Raw genomic sequence first — 19,897 nt, forward strand, 5'->3', positions numbered from 1 at the left:
GCCCTTCGGCGGGTGGGGCGAGGGGATCAGGATTGCCAGCGCGAGCCGAAGGCGGTGACGGTCACCGTGCGCGGCTCGTCCGCGTCGGACTCCGGCTCGGCGGCGCCCTCGGATGCCCCTGTCGGCCGCACGATCTCGACCTCTAGCCACGACTCCGCGACGCCGTCCAGCATTCCGCCGCCCCACTCGACCACGACGACCGAGCGGGCGAAGTCGATGTCGAGGTCGTCGAGCTCGAGAGCATTCGAGAGCCGATAGGCGTCCACATGGACGAGCGGCACTCCGCCGACGAGGCTGGGATGGGTCCGCGCCAGCACGAACGTCGGGCTCGTGACCGGACCGCGCACCTCCAGGCCTTCGCCGATGCCGCGGGTGAGAGTGGTCTTCCCCGCGCCCAAGGGGCCGGTCAGCACCAGGAGGTCGCCCGCACGCAGCAGCTGCGCCAGCTCGATCCCCAGTGCGTGCATGTCGTCGCCCGTCGCGACGGTGCGGTCGACGAGCACACGTCCGATCACGCCGCTCCCCCGCGATAGCTGCGTCGCAGGCGGCCACCCAGGCGCGTGACGATCTCGTAGCTGATGGTGTCGGCGGCCTCCGCCCAGTCGTCCGCACCCGGCACCCCGGTGGCGGGATCGCCGAACAGGACGACCTCGTCGCCCACGGCCACCTCCGCATCGCCCACGTCGACCACGAACTGGTCCATCGCGACCCGACCCGCGATACGGTAGCGCTCCCCGGCGATCGACACCGGCCCCCGGCCGGAGGCGTGCCGCGGGATGCCCTCGGCGTAACCCAGCGGCACGAGCGCGAGCGTCGTCTCGCCGGCGGTGCGGTACATGTAGTCGTACGACACGCCGGTGTCGGCCGGCACCCGGCGAACGGCCGCGATCCGGCCCCGCAGGGTCATCGCGGGCCGCAAGCCGAGCTCTGCGGCCGACGCCGACCCGAACGGGCTCAGACCGTAGACGGCCAGGCCGAGGCGCACCAGGTCGAATCGCGATTCCGGCAGGCTCAAGGCCGCAGCGCTGGCGGCGATGTGACGGAGCTCGGGACGGAGTCCGGCGGCTTCGGCCTGCTCCACTCCGCGCGTGAACACGGCGATCGCGGCACGGTCGTCCTCGGGTGATGCATTGGACAGGTGGCTGAAGACTCCGCGCACCACCAGCGCCCCGGTCTCCTCGAGCTCACGGGCACGGGCGACGGCGACCTCCCAGACGCAGACGGGGATGCCATTGCGGCTGAGGCCGGTGTCGAGCTTCAGCTGGACGAATGCCGGGACCTCGGGCGTGCCGGCGGCTGCCGCGGCCTCCAGCTGGGCCAGCGAGGATATACCCAGGTCGATCCCCGCCGCGACCGCCTCGGTGAAATCCTCGTCGGGGTCGTGCAGCCACGCCAGCACTGGCGCATCGATGCCGGAGGCCCGCAGCTGGAGCGCCTCGCCGATCTCGGCGACGCCGAGCCAGTCCGCGCCACCGGCGAGCGCCGCTCTGGCGCACTCGAGCGCTCCGTGACCATAGGCGTTCGCCTTGACCACGGCCATCGCGTGCGGCGTTGCGACGATCTGCCGCAAGCGCCGCACGTTGGCGGTCACGGCGTCGAGGTCGATGACCGCCTCGCGGAACGCTGCGCTCATGCGCGCTCCAGCACCACGAACGCGGTCGCGACTCCGGCGTCGTGCGACATCGACACGTGCATGTGCGCGATCCCGCGCTCGGCGACCTGACGGGCGACAACGTTGTGCAGCATGAACCCCGGGTTCCTCTCTTCGTCCGGAACGATCTCCATGTCGTGCCAGCGCACGCCCTCCGAGCCGCCGAGCGCCTTGATCAGCGCCTCCTTCGCCGCGAACCGCGCAGCGAGCGAGTGGACGGGCAAGTCGCGCTCGGCCTCCGTGAACAGGCGTTCCCGCAGTTTCGGCGTGCGGTCCAGCGATCGGGCGAAGCGCGCCAGGTCGACGACGTCGACCCCGATGCCGGCGATCACGACGCTCCTATTCCACGGTGACGGACTTGGCCAGGTTGCGCGGCTGGTCCACGTCGAGGCCCTTGGCAGCCGAGAGTTCCATCGCGAAGATCTGCAGCGGGACGACCGACAGCAGCGGCTCGAACAGCGGTGCGGCGAGCGGGATGCGGATGACCTCGTCGGCGAACGGCAGGACGGCCGCGTCTCCGGCCTCGGCGATCGCGATGACGCGCGCACCGCGGGCGCGGATCTCTTGGATGTTGGAGACGACCTTCTTGTGCAGCTCGTCGGACCAGCGCGGGCTCGGGACGACCACGAACACGGGCTGGCCCGGCTCGATGAGGGCGATCGGGCCGTGCTTGAGCTCTCCGGCGGCGAAGCCCTCCGCGTGGATGTACGCCAGTTCCTTGAGCTTGAGCGCACCCTCGAGTGCGATCGGGTAGCCGACGTGACGGCCGAGGAACAGCACGGAGCGGGTATCGGACATCCAGTGCGCGAGCTGCGCGATGGTGGAGTGCGCTTCGAGCACGGTGGCGATCTTCTCGGGCACAGCCAGCAGCTCGTCGACGGCGTCGCGCTGCTGCGCGGCCGACAGCGTGCCGCGCACCCGGGCCAGATGGAGGCTGAACAGGTACAGCGCCGTGATCTGAGCCACGAAGGCCTTGGTCGAGGCGACCGCGACCTCCGGCCCCGCGTGCGTGTACAGCGCGGCGTCGGACTCGCGCGGGATGGTCGCACCATGCGTGTTGCAGACCGAGATCGCCTTCGCGCCGGCGTCGCGCGCATACTTGACCGCCATGAGCGTGTCCATCGTCTCGCCTGACTGGCTGATCGAGATGATCAGGGTGCCGTCGGTGATCACCGGCTCGCGGTAGCGGAACTCGTGCGAGAGCTCCACGGTCACGGGCACCCGGGCCCACTTCTCGATCGCATAGCTGCCGACCAGACCAGCGTAGGCGGCGGTGCCGCAGGCCACGATCGTGATGCGGTCGATGCCTGCGAGGAAGTCGTCGCCCAGTGCGTCGAGCTCGGGGATGTGCACCGTGTCGTCGACGACGCGTCCGCGCAGCGTGTTCGCGACGGCATCGGGCTCTTCGGCGATCTCCTTTGCCATGAAGGACGACCAGCCGCCCTTCTCGGCGGCAGAGGCGTCCCACGCCACCTCGAACGGCTCGACCTCGACGGGCGCGCCGCCGAAGTCGGTCACGGTGACCGAGCCCGGGGTGATCGTCACGATCTGGTCCTGGCCGATCGCGACGGCGCGACGAGTGTGCTCGACGAACGCGGCCACATCGGAACCGAGGAAGTTCTCGCCCTCGCCGAGCCCGATCACGAGCGGGGAGTTGCGGCGGGCGCCGACGACGACGTGCGGCTGATCCTGGTGGAGCGCCAGCAGGGTGAAGGCGCCCTCGAGTCGCGACACGACGCGCTGGAATGCCTCGCTCAGGTCGCCGGTAGCGCGGTACTCGCGGCCGAGGAGGACAGCGGCGACCTCGGTGTCGGTCTCGGATTCGAACCTGAAGCCGTCCGCGAGGAGCTCGTCTTTCAGCGTGGCGAAGTTCTCGATGATGCCGTTGTGGATGACCGCCAGCCGGCCCTCGTCACCGAGGTGGGGATGCGCGTTCCGATCGGTCGGGCCTCCGTGGGTCGCCCATCGGGTGTGACCGATGCCGGTGCCGCCGTTCGGGATCGGGTGCACGCCGAGGTCGTCTGAGAGCACGGCGAGCTTGCCCGCCTTCTTGGCGGTGGCCAGGTGCCCGGCAGGGTCGATGACCGCGATGCCCGCCGAGTCGTATCCGCGGTACTCGAGACGCTTCAGGCCGCCGAGCAGCACCTCCAGACTCCTGTCGGTACCGACGTAGCCCACGATTCCACACATGCGGTCGATTCTACGGGACCGGCGGACCTCGACCAGATACCCCAGTTTTCTTAGATGCTAAGGTTTCACTGTTAAACATCACAGTTAGGTATCCTCTATGCATAGCACCCACCGCCGACGTCTGCGCTTCGCAGCGTCCGGCACGGCACTTGCCATTGCGGGAGCCGCGATCACGGCGATCGGCGCTCCAGCCCTCGCGGACGACGCGGTTCTCTCCCGGACGAATCTCGCCTGCGAGTACGTGAACGAGGGAGCGTTCACCAATCCGGCCTCCACCGCCTGGCAGGTCACCGCATCCGACGTCGTCAGCGACGCGTCGGGGCGCGAGGCTCGCGCCTGGGCCGGCTACGCCGCCCACCAGGCGATCGCCGAGAACGGCGACGCGACCTACATCGGCTACTTCGACGAAGACCGCACGCTCACCATCGCCAAGCGCGGCGCGAACGACACCGCCTGGACGATCACGCCGCTCGGGGCGAAATTGGAGCACGACTCGCACTCGAACATCGAGCTCGCGTTCGACACGAACGGCAACCTCCACGTCGTGGCACGCGTGAAGTACTCCGACACGCTCCGATATTGGGTGACGTCGCAGCCCGGAGACCTGAGCACGCTGGCCTCCGCCTCGATGATCCCCAACTGGAAGGACAACGGGAACTCGTTCGAGGGCTGGGTGTCGTATCCAGAGCTCTACACGGGCGTCGACGGGCAGCTCTTCTTCCGTTATCAGCACGGTCAGCCCGGCGGGGCCTACACCAACGTGTATCAGTTCAACGCGGCAACCAAGGCCTGGGAGCTCTCCAACCCGGGAACGGGATACCAGGGGCTGGCGAAGGTCTGGGCCGGTTGGTACACCAACCCCTCGTGGAGCGCGTACCCGACCGTTCCAGAGAAGGGGCCGGACGGAAAATACCACATGATCTGGACCTGGCGTGCCGACGGTAGCCCGAACAGCAACTCGCAGATCGCCTACGCGGTGAGCGACGACCTCCACGTGTGGAAGAACGTCAAGGGCGAGGTCGTCTCCGACGCCAGCTTCACGTACAACGATCGGCGCCCGGTCGTGGACGACGTCCCGAAGGGCGGCGGCGTGCTCAACGGCACGGGTATGGCGCTCGGCTTCGACGCCGCAGGCGAGCCGGTGATCTCGTACATCAAGTACGTCGGGAGCGGAGCGGACACGACCACGCAGCTCTTCACCGCGCGCCCGGGCGGTTCCGCCTCCGACAACGGCTGGGCGATCCAGCAGGCCACGTCCTGGTCTGGCAAGTACGACCTCGCGGAGAACATCCTCGACCCCGGATTCCTGAACGCCAACGCGGGTGCACGCCAGGTGGGCGACTACCTCGCTATCCCGTATCTGTGCCAGCAGAAGGGCCACACGCTCTATCTCGACGCGAAGACTGGCGAGCGGGTCGCGGACGTTCCCACCACGCAGGACACCGCGCTGCCCGACGAGGTGACGACCTCGAGTTTCAAGCCCGGTAATTTCATCTGGCCGCAGTCGGTACGCACGGAAGGCTCGACCGACTCCTCGGCGCGCCTGCTCAAGTGGGAGGCCGGGCCGTGGATCGTGGACGGTGACATCGTGCCGAAGTGGACCTACCCGGTCGAAGGTTCCCCGCTGACCGTATTCACCCTGTCCCGCTGACCCCCGCGCGGGCGGCGACCGCTCCCTGTCTAGACTTGATGCCTATGGCTGAGAACGGCGCCGCTCGCGGCGGATCCCCCGCGAACGGAGAGTCCAGCACCCCGTATGTGGAGCTGAGCCGTACCGACTGGGCCGAGCTGGCGCAGAACACCCGGCTGCCGCTCCAGGAGACCGAGATCGTCCAGCTGCGGGGCCTGGGCGACCCGCTCGACCTGCGCGAGGTGGAGGAGGTCTACCTCCCCCTCAGCCGCCTGCTCAACCTCTATGTGGGCGGCACTAAGCAGCTGCACCGCGTCACCAGCGACTTCTTGGGCGAACGCGCGCAGCCCACGCCCTTCGTGATCGGCGTCGCCGGGTCCGTCGCGGTGGGAAAATCGAGCATCGCCCGCCTCATGCGCGAGCTGCTCTCGCGGTGGGACGACACCCCTCGCGTCGAACTGGTCACCACCGATGGCTTCCTCCTGCCGAACGCCGAGCTCGAACGGCGGGGCCTGATGGAGCGCAAGGGGTTCCCGGAGTCGTACGACCGCCGGGCGCTGCTCCGCTTCGTCACCTCAGTGAAAAGCGGCGCGCCCGAAGTCCGCGCCCCCTTCTACTCGCACCTCAGCTACGACATCGTGCCCGACGCCGAGATCGTCGTGCGGAGACCGGATGTCCTCATCGTCGAGGGCCTCAACGTCCTCCAGCCGGCCGGCGGCGGCAATAGGCTCGCGGTGAGCGACCTGTTCGACTTCAGTGTCTACGTCGACGCCCGCACCCGCGACATCGCCCGCTGGTACGAGGAACGCTTCCTCAAGCTTCAGCGCGGCGCGTTCGCGAACCCCAAGTCGTTCTTCCACCGGTATTCGCAGCTCACCGAGAGCCAGGCTCGGGAGCGGGCGGCCTCGATCTGGTCGGCGACCAACGAGCCCAACCTGGTGCAGAACATCCGGCCGACGCGCTCACGCGCGAAGCTCGTCCTGCGCAAGGACGCCGACCACACCGTGAGCTCGGTGCTGCTGCGCAAGCTATAGCCTGAGAGCGTGCCGCCTCGGGCGCGCAGACCCGGCGTCGTCAGGATCCGTGCTCCAAGACTCTGGCCTCGCCGTCGTGGTTGCCGTAGGCATGGAGTATGGCTACACCACGATCGCGCGCTGCGCAGTTGTTCGGACAACGAGTCCGTCAGGTCCGGATCGCACGGGGAGTGAGCCAGGAAGAGATCGCGAACCTCGCCGACATGCACGTGACCAATTACGGGCGCATCGAGCGAGGCGAGGCCAACTCCGAACTGCACACGATCATCCGTCTCGCCACCGCGCTCGACACTGACCCGGCGGAACTGCTGGCGGGGCTGTACGGCCCGCACATGGTTCCCGATCGGGAGCGCGCGTACTCCGTAGCCGACTTCATCGCGGCCAAGCGCTCTCAGCAGGCGATTTGACATGTCCGGCTTTGCTTCCTGGTGATTAGAACCCTGATGCTCTCTGCCTCTGGGATGGCACTCCGGTAGGAAACAGAGTGGATGCATGTCGTCACCGCGTTTCGAAGCATCACGGATCCTCGGCGAACGACTGAGGAAACGACGCAGGGAGCTGCGCATCTCGCAGGTCGACGTCGCGACCCTGAGCCAGGTGGATCTGGCCAACTATGGCCGCGTGGAGCGCGGTATCGGCAACCCGACCTTCATGACGCTCCTGCAACTGGCGGTGACTCTCGAGATCGAACCGAGTGAGCTTCTGGACGGGCTCGCCGACCTCGAGCTCCTTCCGGAGCCCGATCACACGTTCTCATCCTCCGACTTCGTTCGCGAGCAGCTCACGCTGGGTGACCGCCCCGGCCGGAAGGACTGACCAGGTGCCCGCCATGACTCCCACGTCCGAAGCCACCAGGATCCTCGGCGATCGTCTGCGCGAACGCCGGACGAAACTCGGTCTGACCCAGTACACGGTCGCCCACGAGAGCGCTGCAGACCTCGCCAACTACGGCAAGCTCGAACGCGGAATCGGGAACCCGACCCTGCTGACGCTCCTGCGCCTCTTCGTCACCCTCGATCTCCGGCCCGAAACCGCACTGATCGGCCTCGCGAATCGCGATCTCTTCCCCGACGGCATCCGCCCGTTCACCGTGTCGGAGTACCGCGCAGCGGAAGAACGCCACAGCCGTCCGAACGGCTGAGCTCCGGCGCCTGACGCCCCGAGGCGCTACACGCCGAGGCGCTCCCGCACCACGTCGGCGAGCTCGTTCGCCAGGCGCTCAGCAGTGTCATGGTCGGCGGCCTCCACCATGACCCGAACCAGCGGCTCCGTGCCAGACGGACGCAGCAGCACGCGGCCGCCGTCGCCGAGCACAGCCTCCGCGGTCTGAACGGCCAGCTGCAGGGGCTCGTCGGTGTGCACCGCATGGTGGTCGACGCCCTTCACGTTCACCATGACCTGCGGGTAGACCGTCATGACCTTCGCCAGCTCGGAGAGAGGCTTGCGCTGACGCGCCATCTCGCTGAGGACGTGAAGCCCCGTGAGGATGCCGTCGCCGGTGGTCGCGAACTCACGCATGATGACGTGGCCCGACTGCTCGCCGCCCAGGGCGTAGTCGTTCTGGTTCATCTCCTCGAGCACGTAGCGGTCACCGACCGCTGTCTCGACGATGCGGATTCCGTGCTCGCGCATGGCGATCTTGAGACCGAGGTTGCTCATCACGGTCGCCACGAGCGTGTCGTCCTTGAGTTTGCCGCGTTCTTTCATGCCCACCGCAAGGATGGCCATGATCTGGTCGCCGTCGACGATGTTGCCGTCGGCGTCGATAGCCAGGCAGCGGTCCGCGTCGCCGTCGTGGGCGATGCCGACGTCGGCGCCCGCGGCGAGGACGGCTTCGGCGAGCTTGTCGAGGTGTGTCGAGCCGACGCCGTCGTTGATGTTCATGCCGTCGGGCGAGTCGCCGATGACCGTGACCCGCGCGCCGGCGTCGGTGAACACCTCGGGCGAGATTCCGGCGGCGGCGCCGTGCGCGCAGTCGAGCACGACGTGGATGCCGTCGAGGCGTTGCGAGAGACTCGCCAGCAGGTGCACGACGTAGCGGTCCTCCGCGTCCGCGAAGCGACGGATGCGGCCGACGTCGGCGCCGGTCGGCGTGAGCTTCTCCATGTCGAGGTGCTGTTCGATGCGGTCTTCGACGACGTCCGGGAGCTTGGCGCCGCCACGGGCGAAGATCTTGATCCCGTTGTCGGGAGCGGGGTTGTGCGAGGCCGAGACCATCACACCGAAATCCGCGTCGAAGTCGGCGATGAGGAAGGCCGCGGCCGGCGTAGGGATGACACCGGCGTCGTAGACGTCGATGCCGGAGCTGGCCAGCCCGGCCGCGACAGCGGCCGAGAGGAACTCGCCGGAGACCCGGGGGTCACGGGCGACGATCGCCAGCGGGCGTTTGCCCGCGGCGCGCCGAGCCTCCGCACTGCGGCCTCGCGTCAGGACAGCCGCAGCTGCCTGAGCGAGACCGAGCGCGAGGTCGGCGGTGAGCGTACCGTTCGCGAGTCCACGGACTCCGTCGGTTCCGAAAAGGCGGGGCATGAACCGAAGCCTAAGCGCTGAACAGGATCAGCGCTTAGAGAACTGCGAAGCCTTGCGCGCCTTCTTGAGACCGGCCTTCTTGCGCTCGGTGACACGGGCGTCACGAGTGAGGAAGCCGGCCTTCTTGAGGGTCGGACGGTTGTTCTCGCGGTCGATCTCGTTGAGCGCGCGGGCGATGGCGAGGCGCAGCGCGCCGGCCTGACCCGACGGGCCGCCACCGGTGATGCGGGCGACGACGTCGTAGGAGCCGATGAGGTCGAGGACCTTGAACGGGTCGGTGATGAGCTGCTGGTGCAGCTTGTTCGGGAAGTAGTCCGCGAACTCACGGCCGTTGACCGTGATGGTTCCGGAGCCGGGGACCAGGCGCACGCGCGCGATGGCCTCCTTGCGACGGCCCACGGCCGCGCCGGGAACGGAGAGGACGGGACGCGGGGCTGCAGGGGCCGCGCTCTCGGGGGTCTCGGTCGAGTAGGACTCGACGTTCTCGACCTGAGCCGAGTCGATGCTGTCTGCGATCTTCGCCACGGTGGTGATAATCCTTTGTCTAAGTCTGTCGTGAAGGTCGTGGATCGCCTACTGGGCGACCTGGCCGAGCGTGTACTGCTTCGGCTGCTGGGCGGCGTGCGGGTGCTCGCTTCCGGTGTAGACCTTCAGCTTGCGGAGCTGTGCGCGGCCGAGGGAGTTCTTCGGCAGCATGCCGCGGACGGCCTTCTCGACGGCGCGCACCGGGTTCTTCTCGAGCAGTTCAGAGTAAGTGGTGGCCTTGAGGCCGCCCGGGTAGCCCGAGTGGCGGTAGGCCTTCTTCTGAGCCGCCTTCTGACCGGTGAGGGCCACCTTGTCGGCGTTGACGATGATCACGAAGTCGCCGCTGTCCATGTGGGGGGCGAACGTCGGCTTGTGCTTGCCGCGGAGGAGGGCGGCGGTGTGGCTGGCGAGACGGCCGAGTACGACATCGGTCGCGTCGATGACGACCCAGTCGTGCTGGATCTCGGCTGCCTTCGGGGTGTAGGTGCGCGTCACAGTAGTGGCTGCTTTCTATATCGAACGGAGGAGTTCGTGAATCCCGCTCCGATGGGGGTTGCCATCCCGAAGGGATGAGAACCGGGGCCGGTGGAGGGCTCACGTTCGCGTGCCGCGCCGCAGGAGGCGCAGACACCAAGAGTCAATACTACGCGACACGCCCGGAAACGGTCAAACCGGGGTAGCGAAGGCGGAGGGTGGTCCTCGTCTTCGCACGAAACTCCGGAGGTCTAGGGCAACACGCGTACGAATCTCCGTAGGAACGGCCACGACGCCGGAGCGCCTCCTCGGGTGTCCGGAGTTGCGAGCCATCGTAGGCGCACGCGGGCAACTCCGGAGGTCACGGACGACGCGCCGCGCGAGAGCCCGTTCGTCCGGATCCGCCGCGACGGAATCTGGCTGAATTCCGGACGAGCGGAGCCGAGGCCCGCGAGATCCTCCCCGACGCCGACCTCGTTATCCCGTCATCGTGCCCGGTAGTCGGCGGCGAGTGCTCGCAGCCTCCGGTGCACGCCGCCGTAGGCCTCGGCGTCGCGCAGCGACCATTTCGGCAGCTTGGCGACCATCGTGTAGTTGGGGTCCACGACGTTGGCCGCCGGGGCGAGACCGAGTTGGCTGACCAGCTGATACGCGTCCAGCCGATCGAGGCCGGTCATGGTGGCCGCCCAGCCGACGAGTTCCTTCTGGCTGATCCGGAAGGCGTCCTCCAGCGGCCGAGCCGATCCGGTCGTCATCAGGTGATCGTCGTCCTCCAGACGCGGCCAGGCCGGAGCCGCGCCCTTGACGAGGTCGACGGCGATCACGGTCTCCATCGCGGACTCGATGCCGGTGCCGCACACTTCGCCCTCGCCCTGACGGGCGTGCCCGTCTCCCAGCGACAGCAGGGCGCCCGGGACGTTCACCGGCAGATAGAGCGTGGTGCCGGCGCGCACCTCCGGGGTGTCCATGTTTCCACCGTGGCTCGCGGGCGTCACCACGAGGCGCACCTCTCCCGCGGCCGGGGCGACGCCGACCGTGCCGTGCATCGGGTCCAAGGGCATGGTCAGTTCGAAGTCGGAGGCCGTTGCCCGGTAGGTCGCGGTCCAGGCCTCGCGGTCGATCTCGTAGAACCAGACGCGTTCGTCCAGCGGGCCGTGGAGCAGCGCGGTCTCGTGGGTCCCGGTCAGTGCGCCGAAGTGGGGAAACGTGGCGGAGACGGCGCGGTCCCTGGCCGGGACGACGCTGACGAAGTGCACTGCGAGCAGGTCGCCCGGCTCCGCACCTTCGACATGAATGGGGCCGGAGACCGGATTGAGCTCCGAAAACGGCACGACGGCACTCGGCAGGTCGCCCGGCTCGCGCACACGACCGCCGAAGCAGTCTTCCGTGCGCACCTCCACGAGGTCGCCCGGGCAGACGGAGAGCAGAGCCTCTCGGCCTCCGAACGTGTACGCGTACTCGTCTGGTGTCGGCGCTAGGCGATGAACAGCCATGTCAATCCTTCCTGGTCGGGGAGGTCCGCAGTGCTTCCGGAGACGGCTCAGCAGGACCGGCCGGAGCGCTCATCCGGCCGGTGAGCGCGAGGACGACTGCCAGAACGATACCGGCCACGAGCCAGACGGCGCCGATCAGCTGCGCCGACTCGCGCGCGTTGAACAGGACGCTGGCGAGGATGACGAAGCCTCCTCCCGGCAGCACGCCGTGCACGAACCAGCGTCCGGTGCGCTTGCGCACCAGGAACCACCAGATGACCGCGACATTGAGAACCAGGAACGCGGTGAGCGCCCCGAAGTTGACGAGGGTCGAGATGAACGCCAGTCCGTCCGGCAGCCCCGTCAACAGCAGTCCGAGGACGATCGAGACGCCGGCCACCAAGAACGTGGCGTTCACCGGCACACCGTGCTTGGCGCTCACCCGGCTCAGGAACGCGGGCAGCTGCCGGTCGCGCGACATCGCGAACAGCAGCCGCGAGGTCGCCGCCTGGGCGACCAGCGCATTCGCGAAACCCCAGGCGATCGCCGTGGAGGCCGCCGTCAGGACGAACAGGAATCCGCCGCCCGCCTGCTCAGCGGCCCGGTAGAACGCCGTCCCGTCGGGGTCGCCGTCGCGGATGAGAGCAGCTGCGTCCGGGACGAGCATGGCGGCGACCCAGGTCTGCACGATGAACAGCACACCCACCAGCAGGAGGGCGGCGATCATCGAGCGACCGAGCTGCTTGCTGGTCCCCGCGTTCTCCTCGGCGAGCGTCGAGATCCCGTCGAAGCCGAGGAAGGAGAGAACGCACAGCGACACGGCCCCCAGCAGCACCGGCAGCTGGAACGTCGACGGATCGAAGAACGCATCGAGGCTGAAGCCTCCCCCGGCGCCGTTCGCGACGGCGACGAATCCGATGACGAGGAAAACGGCGAGCACGATCAGCTCGAGCGTCAGCATGATCTTGTTCACCTTCGCGGTGAACTGGATGCCCAGGTAGTTGATGACGGTGTTGAGCAGCACGAAGCCGACTAACCACACCGGCGTGGGCACGGCCGGCACCATCCCCGCCATCGCCATCGACGCCGCCAGATACAACAGCGACGGGATGAGAATGTAGTCGAGCAGGATCATCCAGCCGGCGACGAAGCCGACGGGTCGCGCGATCCCACGGCCGACGTAGGTGTACACCGACCCGGACATCGGGAACGCCTGGGTCATCTGGGCGTACGAGTTGGCGGTGCACATCATCGCCAGCATTGCGATCAGGTAGGCCAGGGGCGGCATGCCTCCCGAGGCGGAGAACACCTCGCCGAAGATCGCGAACGGCGCGATCGGGACCATGAAGATGAGGCCATAGACCAGGAGGTCGCCGAAGCGCAGTTTGCGCTGGAGTTCCTGACGGTAGCCGAACTGTTCGATTCCGGGTTCCGCCGGCGGTGAGGTCTGAGACACGGAACAATAAGATACTGCATTCGGAGCCCATGGCGTAAACGCGTGACGTATCAGCGGATCGTATCGCGCGCTCCGAGCAGCGACAGGAGCATCACAGCGACCTGAGCCCGCGGGTCTGCTCGGCGCGCCGGGCGAGCTCGGCGCCCTCCGGGTAGCCCACCTCCACCAGGGTGAGCCCGCGCGCCGGCATCACCTTGAACGCGCTGGTCCGCTCGCGCGCGTCGCGCAGCTCGACGAGGTCGCCCGGGGTCAGCGACCCCTCCCCCACTTCGACGCACGCGCCGACCAGCGCGCGGACCATGCTGTGGCAGAACGCGTCGGCTACCACTTCGCCGACCAGCACACCGTCGTCGTCGCGCCGCCAAGCGAAGTCAAGGAGGGTGCGGATCGTCGTCGCCCCCTCGCGCGCCTTGCAGTAGCTGGCGAAGTCGTGGAGGCCGAGGAGCCCGTGCGACGCGACATCCATCGCGTCGACGTCCAGGTCGGCCGACACCCAGGCGGTCCTGTGTCGCTCCAGCGGGTCGCGCACGGCGGCCCGATCGGCGGCCCGGTATTCGTACCGCCGCCAGAGCGCCGAGAAGCGTGCGTCGAACCCGGCAGGCGCTTCGCTCGCACCGAGCACCACCACGTCGGAGACCGGGCCGAGCACACCGTTCAGCCGGCGCGCCAGGGCCTCGTGCGCGAGAAGAGGAGGGCGCTTGCCGTGCGGCTTGCGCAGCACGGCGGTCTGCTCGGGCGACAGGTCGACGTGCGCCACTTGCCCGCGCGCGTGCACTCCGGCATCGGTGCGGCCCGCCACCGTGAGAGCGGGAGGCTCCCCCGTGCGGCGGAAGATCGTCGCGAGTGCGGTCTCCAGCACGCCCTGCACGGTCCGGAGCCCCGGTTGCCGGCCCCACCCGTTGAAGTCGGTGCCCTGATAGGCGATGTCGAGCCGGAATCGCGTCGCCTCGTCAGTCATCCTTCGATTCTAGGGAAGGGCGAACGACGGTCTGCGCGACGCCCGCGTCAGTACTCCCGCACCAGCCCGGTCTCGGAGAAGGTCGTTACGAACCCCATGCCGGTGTAGAGGCCGAGCGCGCCGGTCGGGTTGTCCGCGTCGACGTCGAGCACAGCCTTCTGCCAGCCCCGCCGTGCGCTCTCGCGCAGGACGGCGCCCAGCAGAGCGGGAGCGATACGGCGGCCGCGGTGGGCGCGGGTGACCGCGACGGTCGAAATGTAGGGGCCGGAGAAGCCCTGCGCCGCCCAGTCGTCCTCGTCGACGTCGCTGAGGATGACACCGACGATCTCCTCGCCCGCGAGCGCCACGAACGACACCTCAGGGGCGAACATGCCGCCGATCAAGGTGGCCCACTGCTCGTCGCTCAACGGCTGACTGCCCCAGTGGTCGAGGAACGCCTCATCCCGTGCCGCGTGCACGGCGTCCGCCAGCTCCGGAGCGTACGGCACGATCCGGACAGCCTCCGTGGGAAGGACCTCCGGAATCGGCTCGCCAAGGTCGCGCTCCATCGTGTGGAACCAGCGCACCGCCTCGAACCCGGCCCCGGCCAGCAGTCGTTCGCGGCTGGGCGCACGCCGGTCGGCGTACGCGACCAGCCAGCCAGGGACGCGCTTGTCCAGTGCGGCGAGCTTCTGCTCCCCGCGCGCCCGCTGCCAGGCGATCAGCTCACGGCCGATGCCCTTCCCGCGGTGGTCGGGATGCACCACGCCGTTCAGGAACTCCCGCACCAGGGTGATCTGCCCTGGAGGCTCCAGGATCGAGCCGGCCGCCAGCACGGCGCCGTCGTGCCCGATCGCGAGCAGCGTGTCGCGCTCGAGATCGAGGAAGCTGAACCCGAACTCGTCCTCGAGCTCCTCCCGCGTCGTGAGGTAGTTGGGGTGGTCGACCGCGTCGCTCGCCCTCAGCACGGCGAGCACCGCGTCGATGTCATCGTTCGTGATCGGACGCCACTCGGCGACGAGGGGATGCCGCGGCCGGTACGTCGGTGGCGCCTCCACGCGCTCGCTCAACGGCGGAAGAGTCGTCTCGACGGATTCTGGCCCCGGCATCCCGCCAGCCTAGCGGCGTGAGGTGCTCAGCTGCGCTGCCTGCGGCCGCCCCAGTTCCGCCGTCGGTGTCCGCGCGGTCTCCCGTGCGGTCAGCGCCGCCAGCGTGACGGCCACCGCGATCACCGCGGTGAAGATGGAGATGACGATCCAGCCGTCCGGACCGGTACCACCCATCGCCGTGACGATGCTCGGCGCGAAGCCGGCCATGAGGAAGCCGAGCTGGGTGCCGATCGCGACGCCGGAGAAGCGCACCTCGCGCGGGAACATCTCGTTGTAGAACGACGGCCACACAGCGTTCGCCGCGGCGTACCCGCACGAGAACACGGCGACAGCCAGGAGGAACGTGACCCAGACCTCCGAGCCCGACATCGACCGCAGGTAGAACGGCATGAGCACCGCGCTGGACAGCGCGCCGTAGATGAACACCGGCTTGCGCCCGATCCGGTCGGCCAGCATCCCGAACAGCGGCTGCGTGCCGAGCGCCACGATGTTCGCGACGACCACCAACCAGAGCGTGACGGCCGCGCTGAGGCCCGCGTCGGTGCCGTAGGCGATCGCCAGGTTGCCGAACACTGTTGACACGGCGGCGATCATCGCGAGCACCACCACGCGCAACACGTCGCGCCAGTTGGAACGCAGCAGGCCGACGAGCGGGAGCTTCTCGATCTCTCCGCCCTCTGCGGCGCTGACGAACTCCGGCGACTCCGGCAGCGACCGACGCACGACGAACGCGACGACGACCACGACTGCCGAGAGCCAGAAGGGGATGCGCCAGCCGACGGAGTACAGCACGTCCTCCGGCAGCGCCAGTATGGGGATGAAGGCGATGGCGGCGAGCACCTGACCGCCCTGCGTACCCGTCAGCGTCCACGACGTGAAGAAGGCGCGACGCCCCTCCGGAGCGTGTTCGAGCGTCATCGAGCTCGCTCCCGCCTGTTCGCCCGCGGCGGACAGTCCCTGCAGCAGGCGGCAGAACACCAGCAGGATCGGAGCGAGCCACCCGATCGCCTCGAAGGTCGGCAGGCACCCGATCGCGAACGTGGAGAAGCCCATCAGCGCGAGTGTGAAGACCAACACCTTCCTTCGGCCGATCCTGTCGCCGAAATGCCCGAGGATCACGGCGCCGATCGGACGGGCCACATACGCGAAGCCGAAGGTCGCGAACGACATGACGCGTGCGGTCGTGTCGGCGTCCGGGAAGAACACGTGCGGGAAGATCAGCGCGGCAGCCGACCCGAAGATGAAGAAGTCGTAGTACTCGACAGCCGAGCCGAGGAAACCGGCGACGGCTGCGCGCACCGGTGTTCGGGTGCGCGTGGGGGCAGGGGCGAGGGCGGTCATCGTCGACTCGTTTCTGTTGTATAGCTTCGATCCGTCCCGGCTGGCCCGGGTGCGGATCACTGACCCGGCGTGAGGAGCGCGACGATCATGTCGCCGAGCATCCGCCGGTAATGATCGGCGCGCGACTGGTTCAGCAGATCGCGGCCGAAGAGGTACCCGAAAGTGTGGCGGTTGGCCACCGGGAAGACGCAGAACGAACTGATCGCCATGTGGACATCGGTTGCGTCGATGTCGTCGCGGAAGACTCCGGCGACTCTACCGCGTCGGAGCACCTCGTCGATCAGCTCGAGGGCCGGGAGCGCGAGGCTCTCCGGCTCGCCGACCTCACGGAGGAAGGCGGCGCGATGGATGTTCTCGATGGCGACGAGACGCACGAAGTCCTGCCTGCTGGTGTGGTGGTCGAACGTGCGCTCGGCGATGGCGCGGATGGCCTCCACCGGCTCGAGGTCCGAGACGTCGAGCTGTTGCTCATAGCAGCGCATCTCGGCATAGGCGGCCTCCAGCACGCTCACGTAGAGCTGCTCCTTGCCGCCGAAGTAGTAGTAGATCATCCGCTTGGTCGTGCTCATGCGGCGGGCGATCTCGTCCACCCGCGCGCCGGAGAAGCCGCGGTCGGCGAACTCGTGCGTCGCCACAGCGAGAATCTCGGCCCGCGTGCGCTCGGCGTCGCGGATCCGTTCGTGATCCCGTAGCGGCATCGGGCCTCCTGGCATTAATGAACTATCTGGTACGTTAAGAAACTCGCAGCCCGTTGTCAAGAGACGCCTGCGGCAGCTGGTCGAGGAGGACGCATGAGCGTGGTCGGAGAGTCGTACCTGGTCGGTCTCGTGGGCGAGGGCGTTCGCCCTTCGCTCACGCCTCCTCTGCACGAGCGGGAGGCCGACCGGCATGGTCTGCGGTACCTCTACCGCCCGATCGACCTGCTCGCACTCGACCGGTCCGGCGACGACCTCGACCTCACGCTCGGCCGGCTCCTCGACGCCGCCCTCGCTCTCGGCTTCAGCGCGCTCAACGTCACGCATCCGTGTAAGCAACGGGTCCTCGCCCACCTCGACGAGGTGTCGCCGTCCGCGGCGGCCATCGGCTCGGTCAACACGGTGCTGCTCGCCGACGGGCGGCGGATCGGTCACAACACCGATGTCACCGGCTTCGCCTCCGCGCTGCGGGACGGGCTGCCGGACGCCGACCTCAGTGCCGTCGCGGTCGTCGGGGCGGGCGGCGCCGGGGCAGCCGTCGCGTGCGCCCTCCTCGATGCCGGCGCCGCCCGACTCACGATCGCCGACCTCGACCACCGGCGTGCGGGCGACCTCGCAGCCTCCCTCGCCGCGAGATTCCCGGAGGCCGAGGTCGCGGGTGTCTCCGCCGACGGCCTCGCGGCACGGATCACCGATCCGAGGCACCCTGAGACCGGCCTGGTCAACGCCAGCTTCGTGGGGATGCACACGCATCCCGGCATCCCGCTCGATCCCGGCCTGCTGCGACCGGCGGTCTGGGTCGCCGACATCGTCTACCGGCCGATCGACACGGAGTTCCTCCGCGCCGCACGCGCGGCCGGTTGCCGCACCCTCGACGGCGGCGGAATGGCCGTGGGGCAGGCCGCGGACGCCTTCCGACTCATCACCGGCGTCCACCCCGACCGCGAGCGGATGCGTGCCCATTTCGTCGAGATGATCCGGGAGGGCCGCTGATGCGCACGTCCATCGCCACGGTCTGCCTCTCCGGCACGCTCGTCGACAAACTGCACGCTATCGCCGACGCCGGGTTCGATGCGGTGGAGATCTTCGAGCCCGACCTGATCGCGGCGCCCCAGTCGCCGGAGGAGATCCGCGCGCTCTGCGAGCGTCTCGGCCTCGAGATCGCTCTCTACCAGCCCTTCCGGGATGCTGAGGGCGTCGCCGAGCCGGAGTTCGCGCGCGTCCTCCACCGGGCTGAGGCGAAGTTCCAGCTCATGGATCGGCTCGGCGTCGACACGGTGCTGGTCTGCAGCAACGTCGCGACGGCCACCATCGACGACGACGCGGTCTCGGCAGACCAGCTCGCGCGCCTGGCCGAGCGCGCGGACAGGTACGGCAAGCGGATCGCGTTCGAAGCCCTCGCGTGGGGACGCTACATCGACGACTACCGCCGGGCCTGGCGCATCGTGGAACGAGCGGCCCACCCCGCACTCGGGGTCTGCCTGGACAGCTTCCACATCCTCTCCCGCGGACACGATCCAGCGGCGATCGAGAGCATCCCAGGTGACAGGATCTTCTTCGTCCAGCTCGCCGACGCGCCGATCCTGTCGATGGACGTGCTGTCCTGGAGCCGTCATCACCGGCTGTTCCCGGGCGAAGGCGGGTTCGACCTGCCCGCGTTCGTCGAGCACACCCTCCGTGCCGGTTACACGGGTCCGCTCTCGCTCGAAGTCTTCAACGACGTCTTCCGGCAGACCGACCCGGTGCGCACCGCCCGGCACGGGCGACGGTCGCTGACCGTGCTCCAGGACGCCATCGGCGTCGGGCGGGTTCCGGCCGCCTCCGAGCCCAGCGGACTCGACCAGGTCGAGCTCAAGGCGCAGGACACCGACGGTGTCGCCGCGCTGCTCGCGCGGATCGGCTTCGCCCCCTGCGGACGCCACGCGTCCAAGACGGCCTGGCTCTACGCGGCAGGCGAGGCACGGTTCGTCCTCAACGAGCACAACGCGACCGGTGCGGAACCGCACGTCGCCGGCTTCGGCCTCCGCTGCGAGCAACCGCTCACGGCCGCGGAGCGGGCGGAGCGGCTCGGTGCCCGCCGCGCCCACCGGAGGGTGCTCACCGGGGAGGCCGACCTTCCCGCGATGCTCGCGCCGGACGGGACCGAGATCCTCCTCAGCGACCCTGAGAGCGGTCGACGCTGGCCGCAGGAGTTCAGCGGCGGGAACGGCGAGGCCGACTCAGGGATCCTCGGCATCGACCACGTCAACCTCACCGAGCCTGTCGCCGATATCGAGGAGGCGGTGCTCTTCTACGGCACAGCCCTCGGGCTCGAGCGCGAGTCGTCCGCCGAGCTGGCAGGACCGGCCGGGCTGGTGCGCAGTCAAGTGCTCCGGTCCCGCGACGGGGCCGTCCGGCTCGCGCTCAACGTCGTTCCTCCGCTCTCCGAGAGCCAGCCCGCGGCCCGACGCCACGCACAGCATGTCGCCATCGCGTGCACCGACCTGCCCGCACTCCTCGCGCGGGCGCGCGCCCGCGGGTTGCGCACCGTTCCCGTCTCCGCGAACTACTACGACGACCTCGCCGCCCGGTTCGACCTCCCGGAGGACGAGCTGGCGAGCCTTCGCGCAGCCGGCCTGCTCTACGACCGGGACGAGTCGGGCGACTACCTGCACTGCTACACCGAGACCATCGGCACGGTCTTCTTCGAGCTCGTGGAACGCCGGCAGGGTTACGACGGATTCGGCGCCGCCAACACCCCCGTGCGCCTGACGGCGCAGCACGCCGCCGGCTGACCGTCACCTCCCTGAGACAGCGAGACGCCCCGACAGCGAGACGCCCCGCATCCGGATGGATGCGGGGCGTCTCGACGGTG

20 protein-coding genes are annotated in these 19,897 nt (G+C 68.8%); 7 read left to right on the forward strand and 13 right to left on the reverse strand.

Features of this window, described 5'->3' with window-relative positions; all coding sequences use genetic code 11:
• Positions 1-26 precede the first annotated feature (26 nt).
• Genes tsaE through glmS form a run of 4 tightly spaced genes read right to left on the reverse strand, consistent with a single transcriptional unit; the run spans position 27 to position 3,841 of the window.
• Positions 27-467, reverse strand: a complete 441-nt coding sequence (tsaE, locus tag ACPPVW_RS03245; RefSeq protein WP_426626243.1) for a tRNA (adenosine(37)-N6)-threonylcarbamoyltransferase complex ATPase subunit type 1 TsaE — start codon at positions 465-467, stop codon at positions 27-29.
• A gap of 44 nt (positions 468-511) precedes the next feature.
• Positions 512-1,633 (reverse strand): alanine racemase, encoded by a 1,122-nt coding sequence (gene alr, locus ACPPVW_RS03250; RefSeq protein WP_426625112.1) that lies wholly within the window; start codon positions 1,631-1,633, stop codon positions 512-514.
• The gene (locus ACPPVW_RS03255) at positions 1,630-1,983 is read right to left on the reverse strand and encodes a holo-ACP synthase (RefSeq protein WP_426625113.1); all 354 of its coding nucleotides are present in this window, start codon (positions 1,981-1,983) and stop codon (positions 1,630-1,632) included. The genes alr and ACPPVW_RS03255 overlap by 4 nt, the downstream gene beginning before the upstream one ends.
• 7 nt (positions 1,984-1,990) lie before the next feature.
• Positions 1,991-3,841 carry a glutamine--fructose-6-phosphate transaminase (isomerizing) gene (gene glmS, locus ACPPVW_RS03260; protein ID WP_426625114.1) on the reverse strand — a complete coding sequence of 617 codons (1,851 nt, stop codon included), beginning with the start codon at positions 3,839-3,841 and terminating at the stop codon, positions 1,991-1,993.
• Positions 3,842-3,938: 97 nt separating this feature from the next.
• Here glmS and ACPPVW_RS03265 point away from each other — a divergent pair, with 97 nt between their 5' ends.
• The 5 genes from ACPPVW_RS03265 to ACPPVW_RS03285 all read left to right on the forward strand — a co-directional run bounded on the left by ACPPVW_RS03265 (position 3,939) and on the right by ACPPVW_RS03285 (position 7,646).
• Positions 3,939-5,492, forward strand: coding sequence for a BNR repeat-containing protein (locus tag ACPPVW_RS03265; RefSeq protein WP_426625115.1), 1,554 nt, complete (start codon positions 3,939-3,941; stop codon positions 5,490-5,492).
• A gap of 44 nt (positions 5,493-5,536) precedes the next feature.
• Positions 5,537-6,505 carry a type I pantothenate kinase gene (coaA, locus tag ACPPVW_RS03270; RefSeq protein WP_426625116.1) on the forward strand — a complete coding sequence of 323 codons (969 nt, stop codon included), beginning with the start codon at positions 5,537-5,539 and terminating at the stop codon, positions 6,503-6,505.
• A gap of 98 nt (positions 6,506-6,603) precedes the next feature.
• Complete coding sequence (locus tag ACPPVW_RS03275; protein ID WP_426625117.1) at positions 6,604-6,912, forward strand: helix-turn-helix domain-containing protein; 309 nt, start codon at positions 6,604-6,606, stop codon at positions 6,910-6,912.
• Between the two features lie 85 nt (positions 6,913-6,997).
• Positions 6,998-7,321 carry a helix-turn-helix domain-containing protein gene (locus ACPPVW_RS03280; protein ID WP_426625118.1) on the forward strand — a complete coding sequence of 108 codons (324 nt, stop codon included), beginning with the start codon at positions 6,998-7,000 and terminating at the stop codon, positions 7,319-7,321.
• Positions 7,322-7,334: 13 nt separating this feature from the next.
• Positions 7,335-7,646, forward strand: coding sequence for a helix-turn-helix domain-containing protein (locus tag ACPPVW_RS03285; RefSeq protein ID WP_426625119.1), 312 nt, complete (start codon positions 7,335-7,337; stop codon positions 7,644-7,646).
• Positions 7,647-7,672: 26 nt separating this feature from the next.
• On the opposite strand, the gene glmM is transcribed toward ACPPVW_RS03285, so the two are convergent.
• The 9 genes from glmM to ACPPVW_RS03330 form a co-directional block, all read right to left on the reverse strand.
• A complete protein-coding gene (gene glmM, locus ACPPVW_RS03290; protein WP_426625120.1) occupies positions 7,673-9,034 on the reverse strand; it encodes a phosphoglucosamine mutase in 1,362 nt (453 codons plus the stop codon).
• 27 nt (positions 9,035-9,061) lie between these two features.
• On the reverse strand, positions 9,062-9,559 hold the full coding sequence (gene rpsI / locus ACPPVW_RS03295) for a 30S ribosomal protein S9 (RefSeq protein WP_426625121.1): 498 nt from the start codon (positions 9,557-9,559) through the stop codon (positions 9,062-9,064).
• Between the two features lie 48 nt (positions 9,560-9,607).
• Positions 9,608-10,054, reverse strand: a complete 447-nt coding sequence (gene rplM, locus ACPPVW_RS03300; RefSeq protein ID WP_426625122.1) for a 50S ribosomal protein L13 — start codon at positions 10,052-10,054, stop codon at positions 9,608-9,610.
• A 464-nt stretch (positions 10,055-10,518) separates the two neighbouring features.
• The gene (locus tag ACPPVW_RS03305) at positions 10,519-11,526 is read right to left on the reverse strand and encodes an acetamidase/formamidase family protein (protein ID WP_426625123.1); all 1,008 of its coding nucleotides are present in this window, start codon (positions 11,524-11,526) and stop codon (positions 10,519-10,521) included.
• Position 11,527: 1 nt separating this feature from the next.
• On the reverse strand, positions 11,528-12,961 hold the full coding sequence (locus ACPPVW_RS03310) for an APC family permease (RefSeq protein ID WP_426625124.1): 1,434 nt from the start codon (positions 12,959-12,961) through the stop codon (positions 11,528-11,530).
• Between the two features lie 91 nt (positions 12,962-13,052).
• Positions 13,053-13,919 (reverse strand): tRNA pseudouridine(38-40) synthase TruA, encoded by an 867-nt coding sequence (gene truA, locus ACPPVW_RS03315; protein ID WP_426625125.1) that lies wholly within the window; start codon positions 13,917-13,919, stop codon positions 13,053-13,055.
• Between the two features lie 47 nt (positions 13,920-13,966).
• A complete protein-coding gene (locus tag ACPPVW_RS03320) occupies positions 13,967-15,007 on the reverse strand; it encodes a GNAT family N-acetyltransferase (RefSeq protein WP_426625126.1) in 1,041 nt (346 codons plus the stop codon).
• Between the two features lie 9 nt (positions 15,008-15,016).
• Positions 15,017-16,348 (reverse strand): MFS transporter, encoded by a 1,332-nt coding sequence (locus tag ACPPVW_RS03325; RefSeq protein ID WP_426625127.1) that lies wholly within the window; start codon positions 16,346-16,348, stop codon positions 15,017-15,019.
• 56 nt (positions 16,349-16,404) lie between these two features.
• The gene (locus ACPPVW_RS03330; protein ID WP_426625128.1) at positions 16,405-17,046 is read right to left on the reverse strand and encodes a TetR/AcrR family transcriptional regulator; all 642 of its coding nucleotides are present in this window, start codon (positions 17,044-17,046) and stop codon (positions 16,405-16,407) included.
• 93 nt (positions 17,047-17,139) lie between these two features.
• Between ACPPVW_RS03330 and ACPPVW_RS03335 the strand changes: the two genes are divergently transcribed.
• Positions 17,140-18,036, forward strand: coding sequence for a shikimate dehydrogenase (locus ACPPVW_RS03335; protein ID WP_426625129.1), 897 nt, complete (start codon positions 17,140-17,142; stop codon positions 18,034-18,036).
• Positions 18,036-19,817, forward strand: a complete 1,782-nt coding sequence (locus ACPPVW_RS03340) for a bifunctional sugar phosphate isomerase/epimerase/4-hydroxyphenylpyruvate dioxygenase family protein (protein WP_426625130.1) — start codon at positions 18,036-18,038, stop codon at positions 19,815-19,817. The genes ACPPVW_RS03335 and ACPPVW_RS03340 overlap by 1 nt, the downstream gene beginning before the upstream one ends.
• The last annotated feature ends 80 nt before the right edge of the window (positions 19,818-19,897 follow it).

This window comes from Leifsonia sp. McL0607 (assembly GCF_049993355.1).
Taxonomy (GTDB): Bacteria; Actinomycetota; Actinomycetes; order Actinomycetales; family Microbacteriaceae; genus Leifsonia.

Excerpts from the sequence above, each read along its gene's own strand:
- ACPPVW_RS03325 (WP_426625127.1), bottom strand. The coding sequence starts at position 16,348 with ATGACCGCCCTCGCCCCTGCCCCCACGCGCACCCGAACACCGGTGCGC.
- ACPPVW_RS03280 (WP_426625118.1), top strand. The coding sequence starts at position 6,998 with ATGTCGTCACCGCGTTTCGAAGCATCACGGATCCTCGGCGAACGACTG.
- ACPPVW_RS03275 (WP_426625117.1), top strand. The coding sequence starts at position 6,604 with ATGGCTACACCACGATCGCGCGCTGCGCAGTTGTTCGGACAACGAGTC.
- truA (WP_426625125.1), bottom strand. The coding sequence starts at position 13,919 with ATGACTGACGAGGCGACGCGATTCCGGCTCGACATCGCCTATCAGGGC.
- ACPPVW_RS03265 (WP_426625115.1), top strand. The coding sequence starts at position 3,939 with ATGCATAGCACCCACCGCCGACGTCTGCGCTTCGCAGCGTCCGGCACG.
- alr (WP_426625112.1), bottom strand. The coding sequence starts at position 1,633 with ATGAGCGCAGCGTTCCGCGAGGCGGTCATCGACCTCGACGCCGTGACC.
- ACPPVW_RS03340 (WP_426625130.1), top strand. The coding sequence starts at position 18,036 with ATGCGCACGTCCATCGCCACGGTCTGCCTCTCCGGCACGCTCGTCGAC.
- glmM (WP_426625120.1), bottom strand. The coding sequence starts at position 9,034 with ATGCCCCGCCTTTTCGGAACCGACGGAGTCCGTGGACTCGCGAACGGT.
- ACPPVW_RS03330 (WP_426625128.1), bottom strand. The coding sequence starts at position 17,046 with ATGCCGCTACGGGATCACGAACGGATCCGCGACGCCGAGCGCACGCGG.
- ACPPVW_RS03335 (WP_426625129.1), top strand. The coding sequence starts at position 17,140 with ATGAGCGTGGTCGGAGAGTCGTACCTGGTCGGTCTCGTGGGCGAGGGC.
- ACPPVW_RS03320 (WP_426625126.1), bottom strand. The coding sequence starts at position 15,007 with ATGCCGGGGCCAGAATCCGTCGAGACGACTCTTCCGCCGTTGAGCGAG.
- coaA (WP_426625116.1), top strand. The coding sequence starts at position 5,537 with ATGGCTGAGAACGGCGCCGCTCGCGGCGGATCCCCCGCGAACGGAGAG.
- glmS (WP_426625114.1), bottom strand. The coding sequence starts at position 3,841 with ATGTGTGGAATCGTGGGCTACGTCGGTACCGACAGGAGTCTGGAGGTG.
- tsaE (WP_426626243.1), bottom strand. The coding sequence starts at position 467 with ATGCACGCACTGGGGATCGAGCTGGCGCAGCTGCTGCGTGCGGGCGAC.
- ACPPVW_RS03305 (WP_426625123.1), bottom strand. The coding sequence starts at position 11,526 with ATGGCTGTTCATCGCCTAGCGCCGACACCAGACGAGTACGCGTACACG.
- ACPPVW_RS03285 (WP_426625119.1), top strand. The coding sequence starts at position 7,335 with ATGACTCCCACGTCCGAAGCCACCAGGATCCTCGGCGATCGTCTGCGC.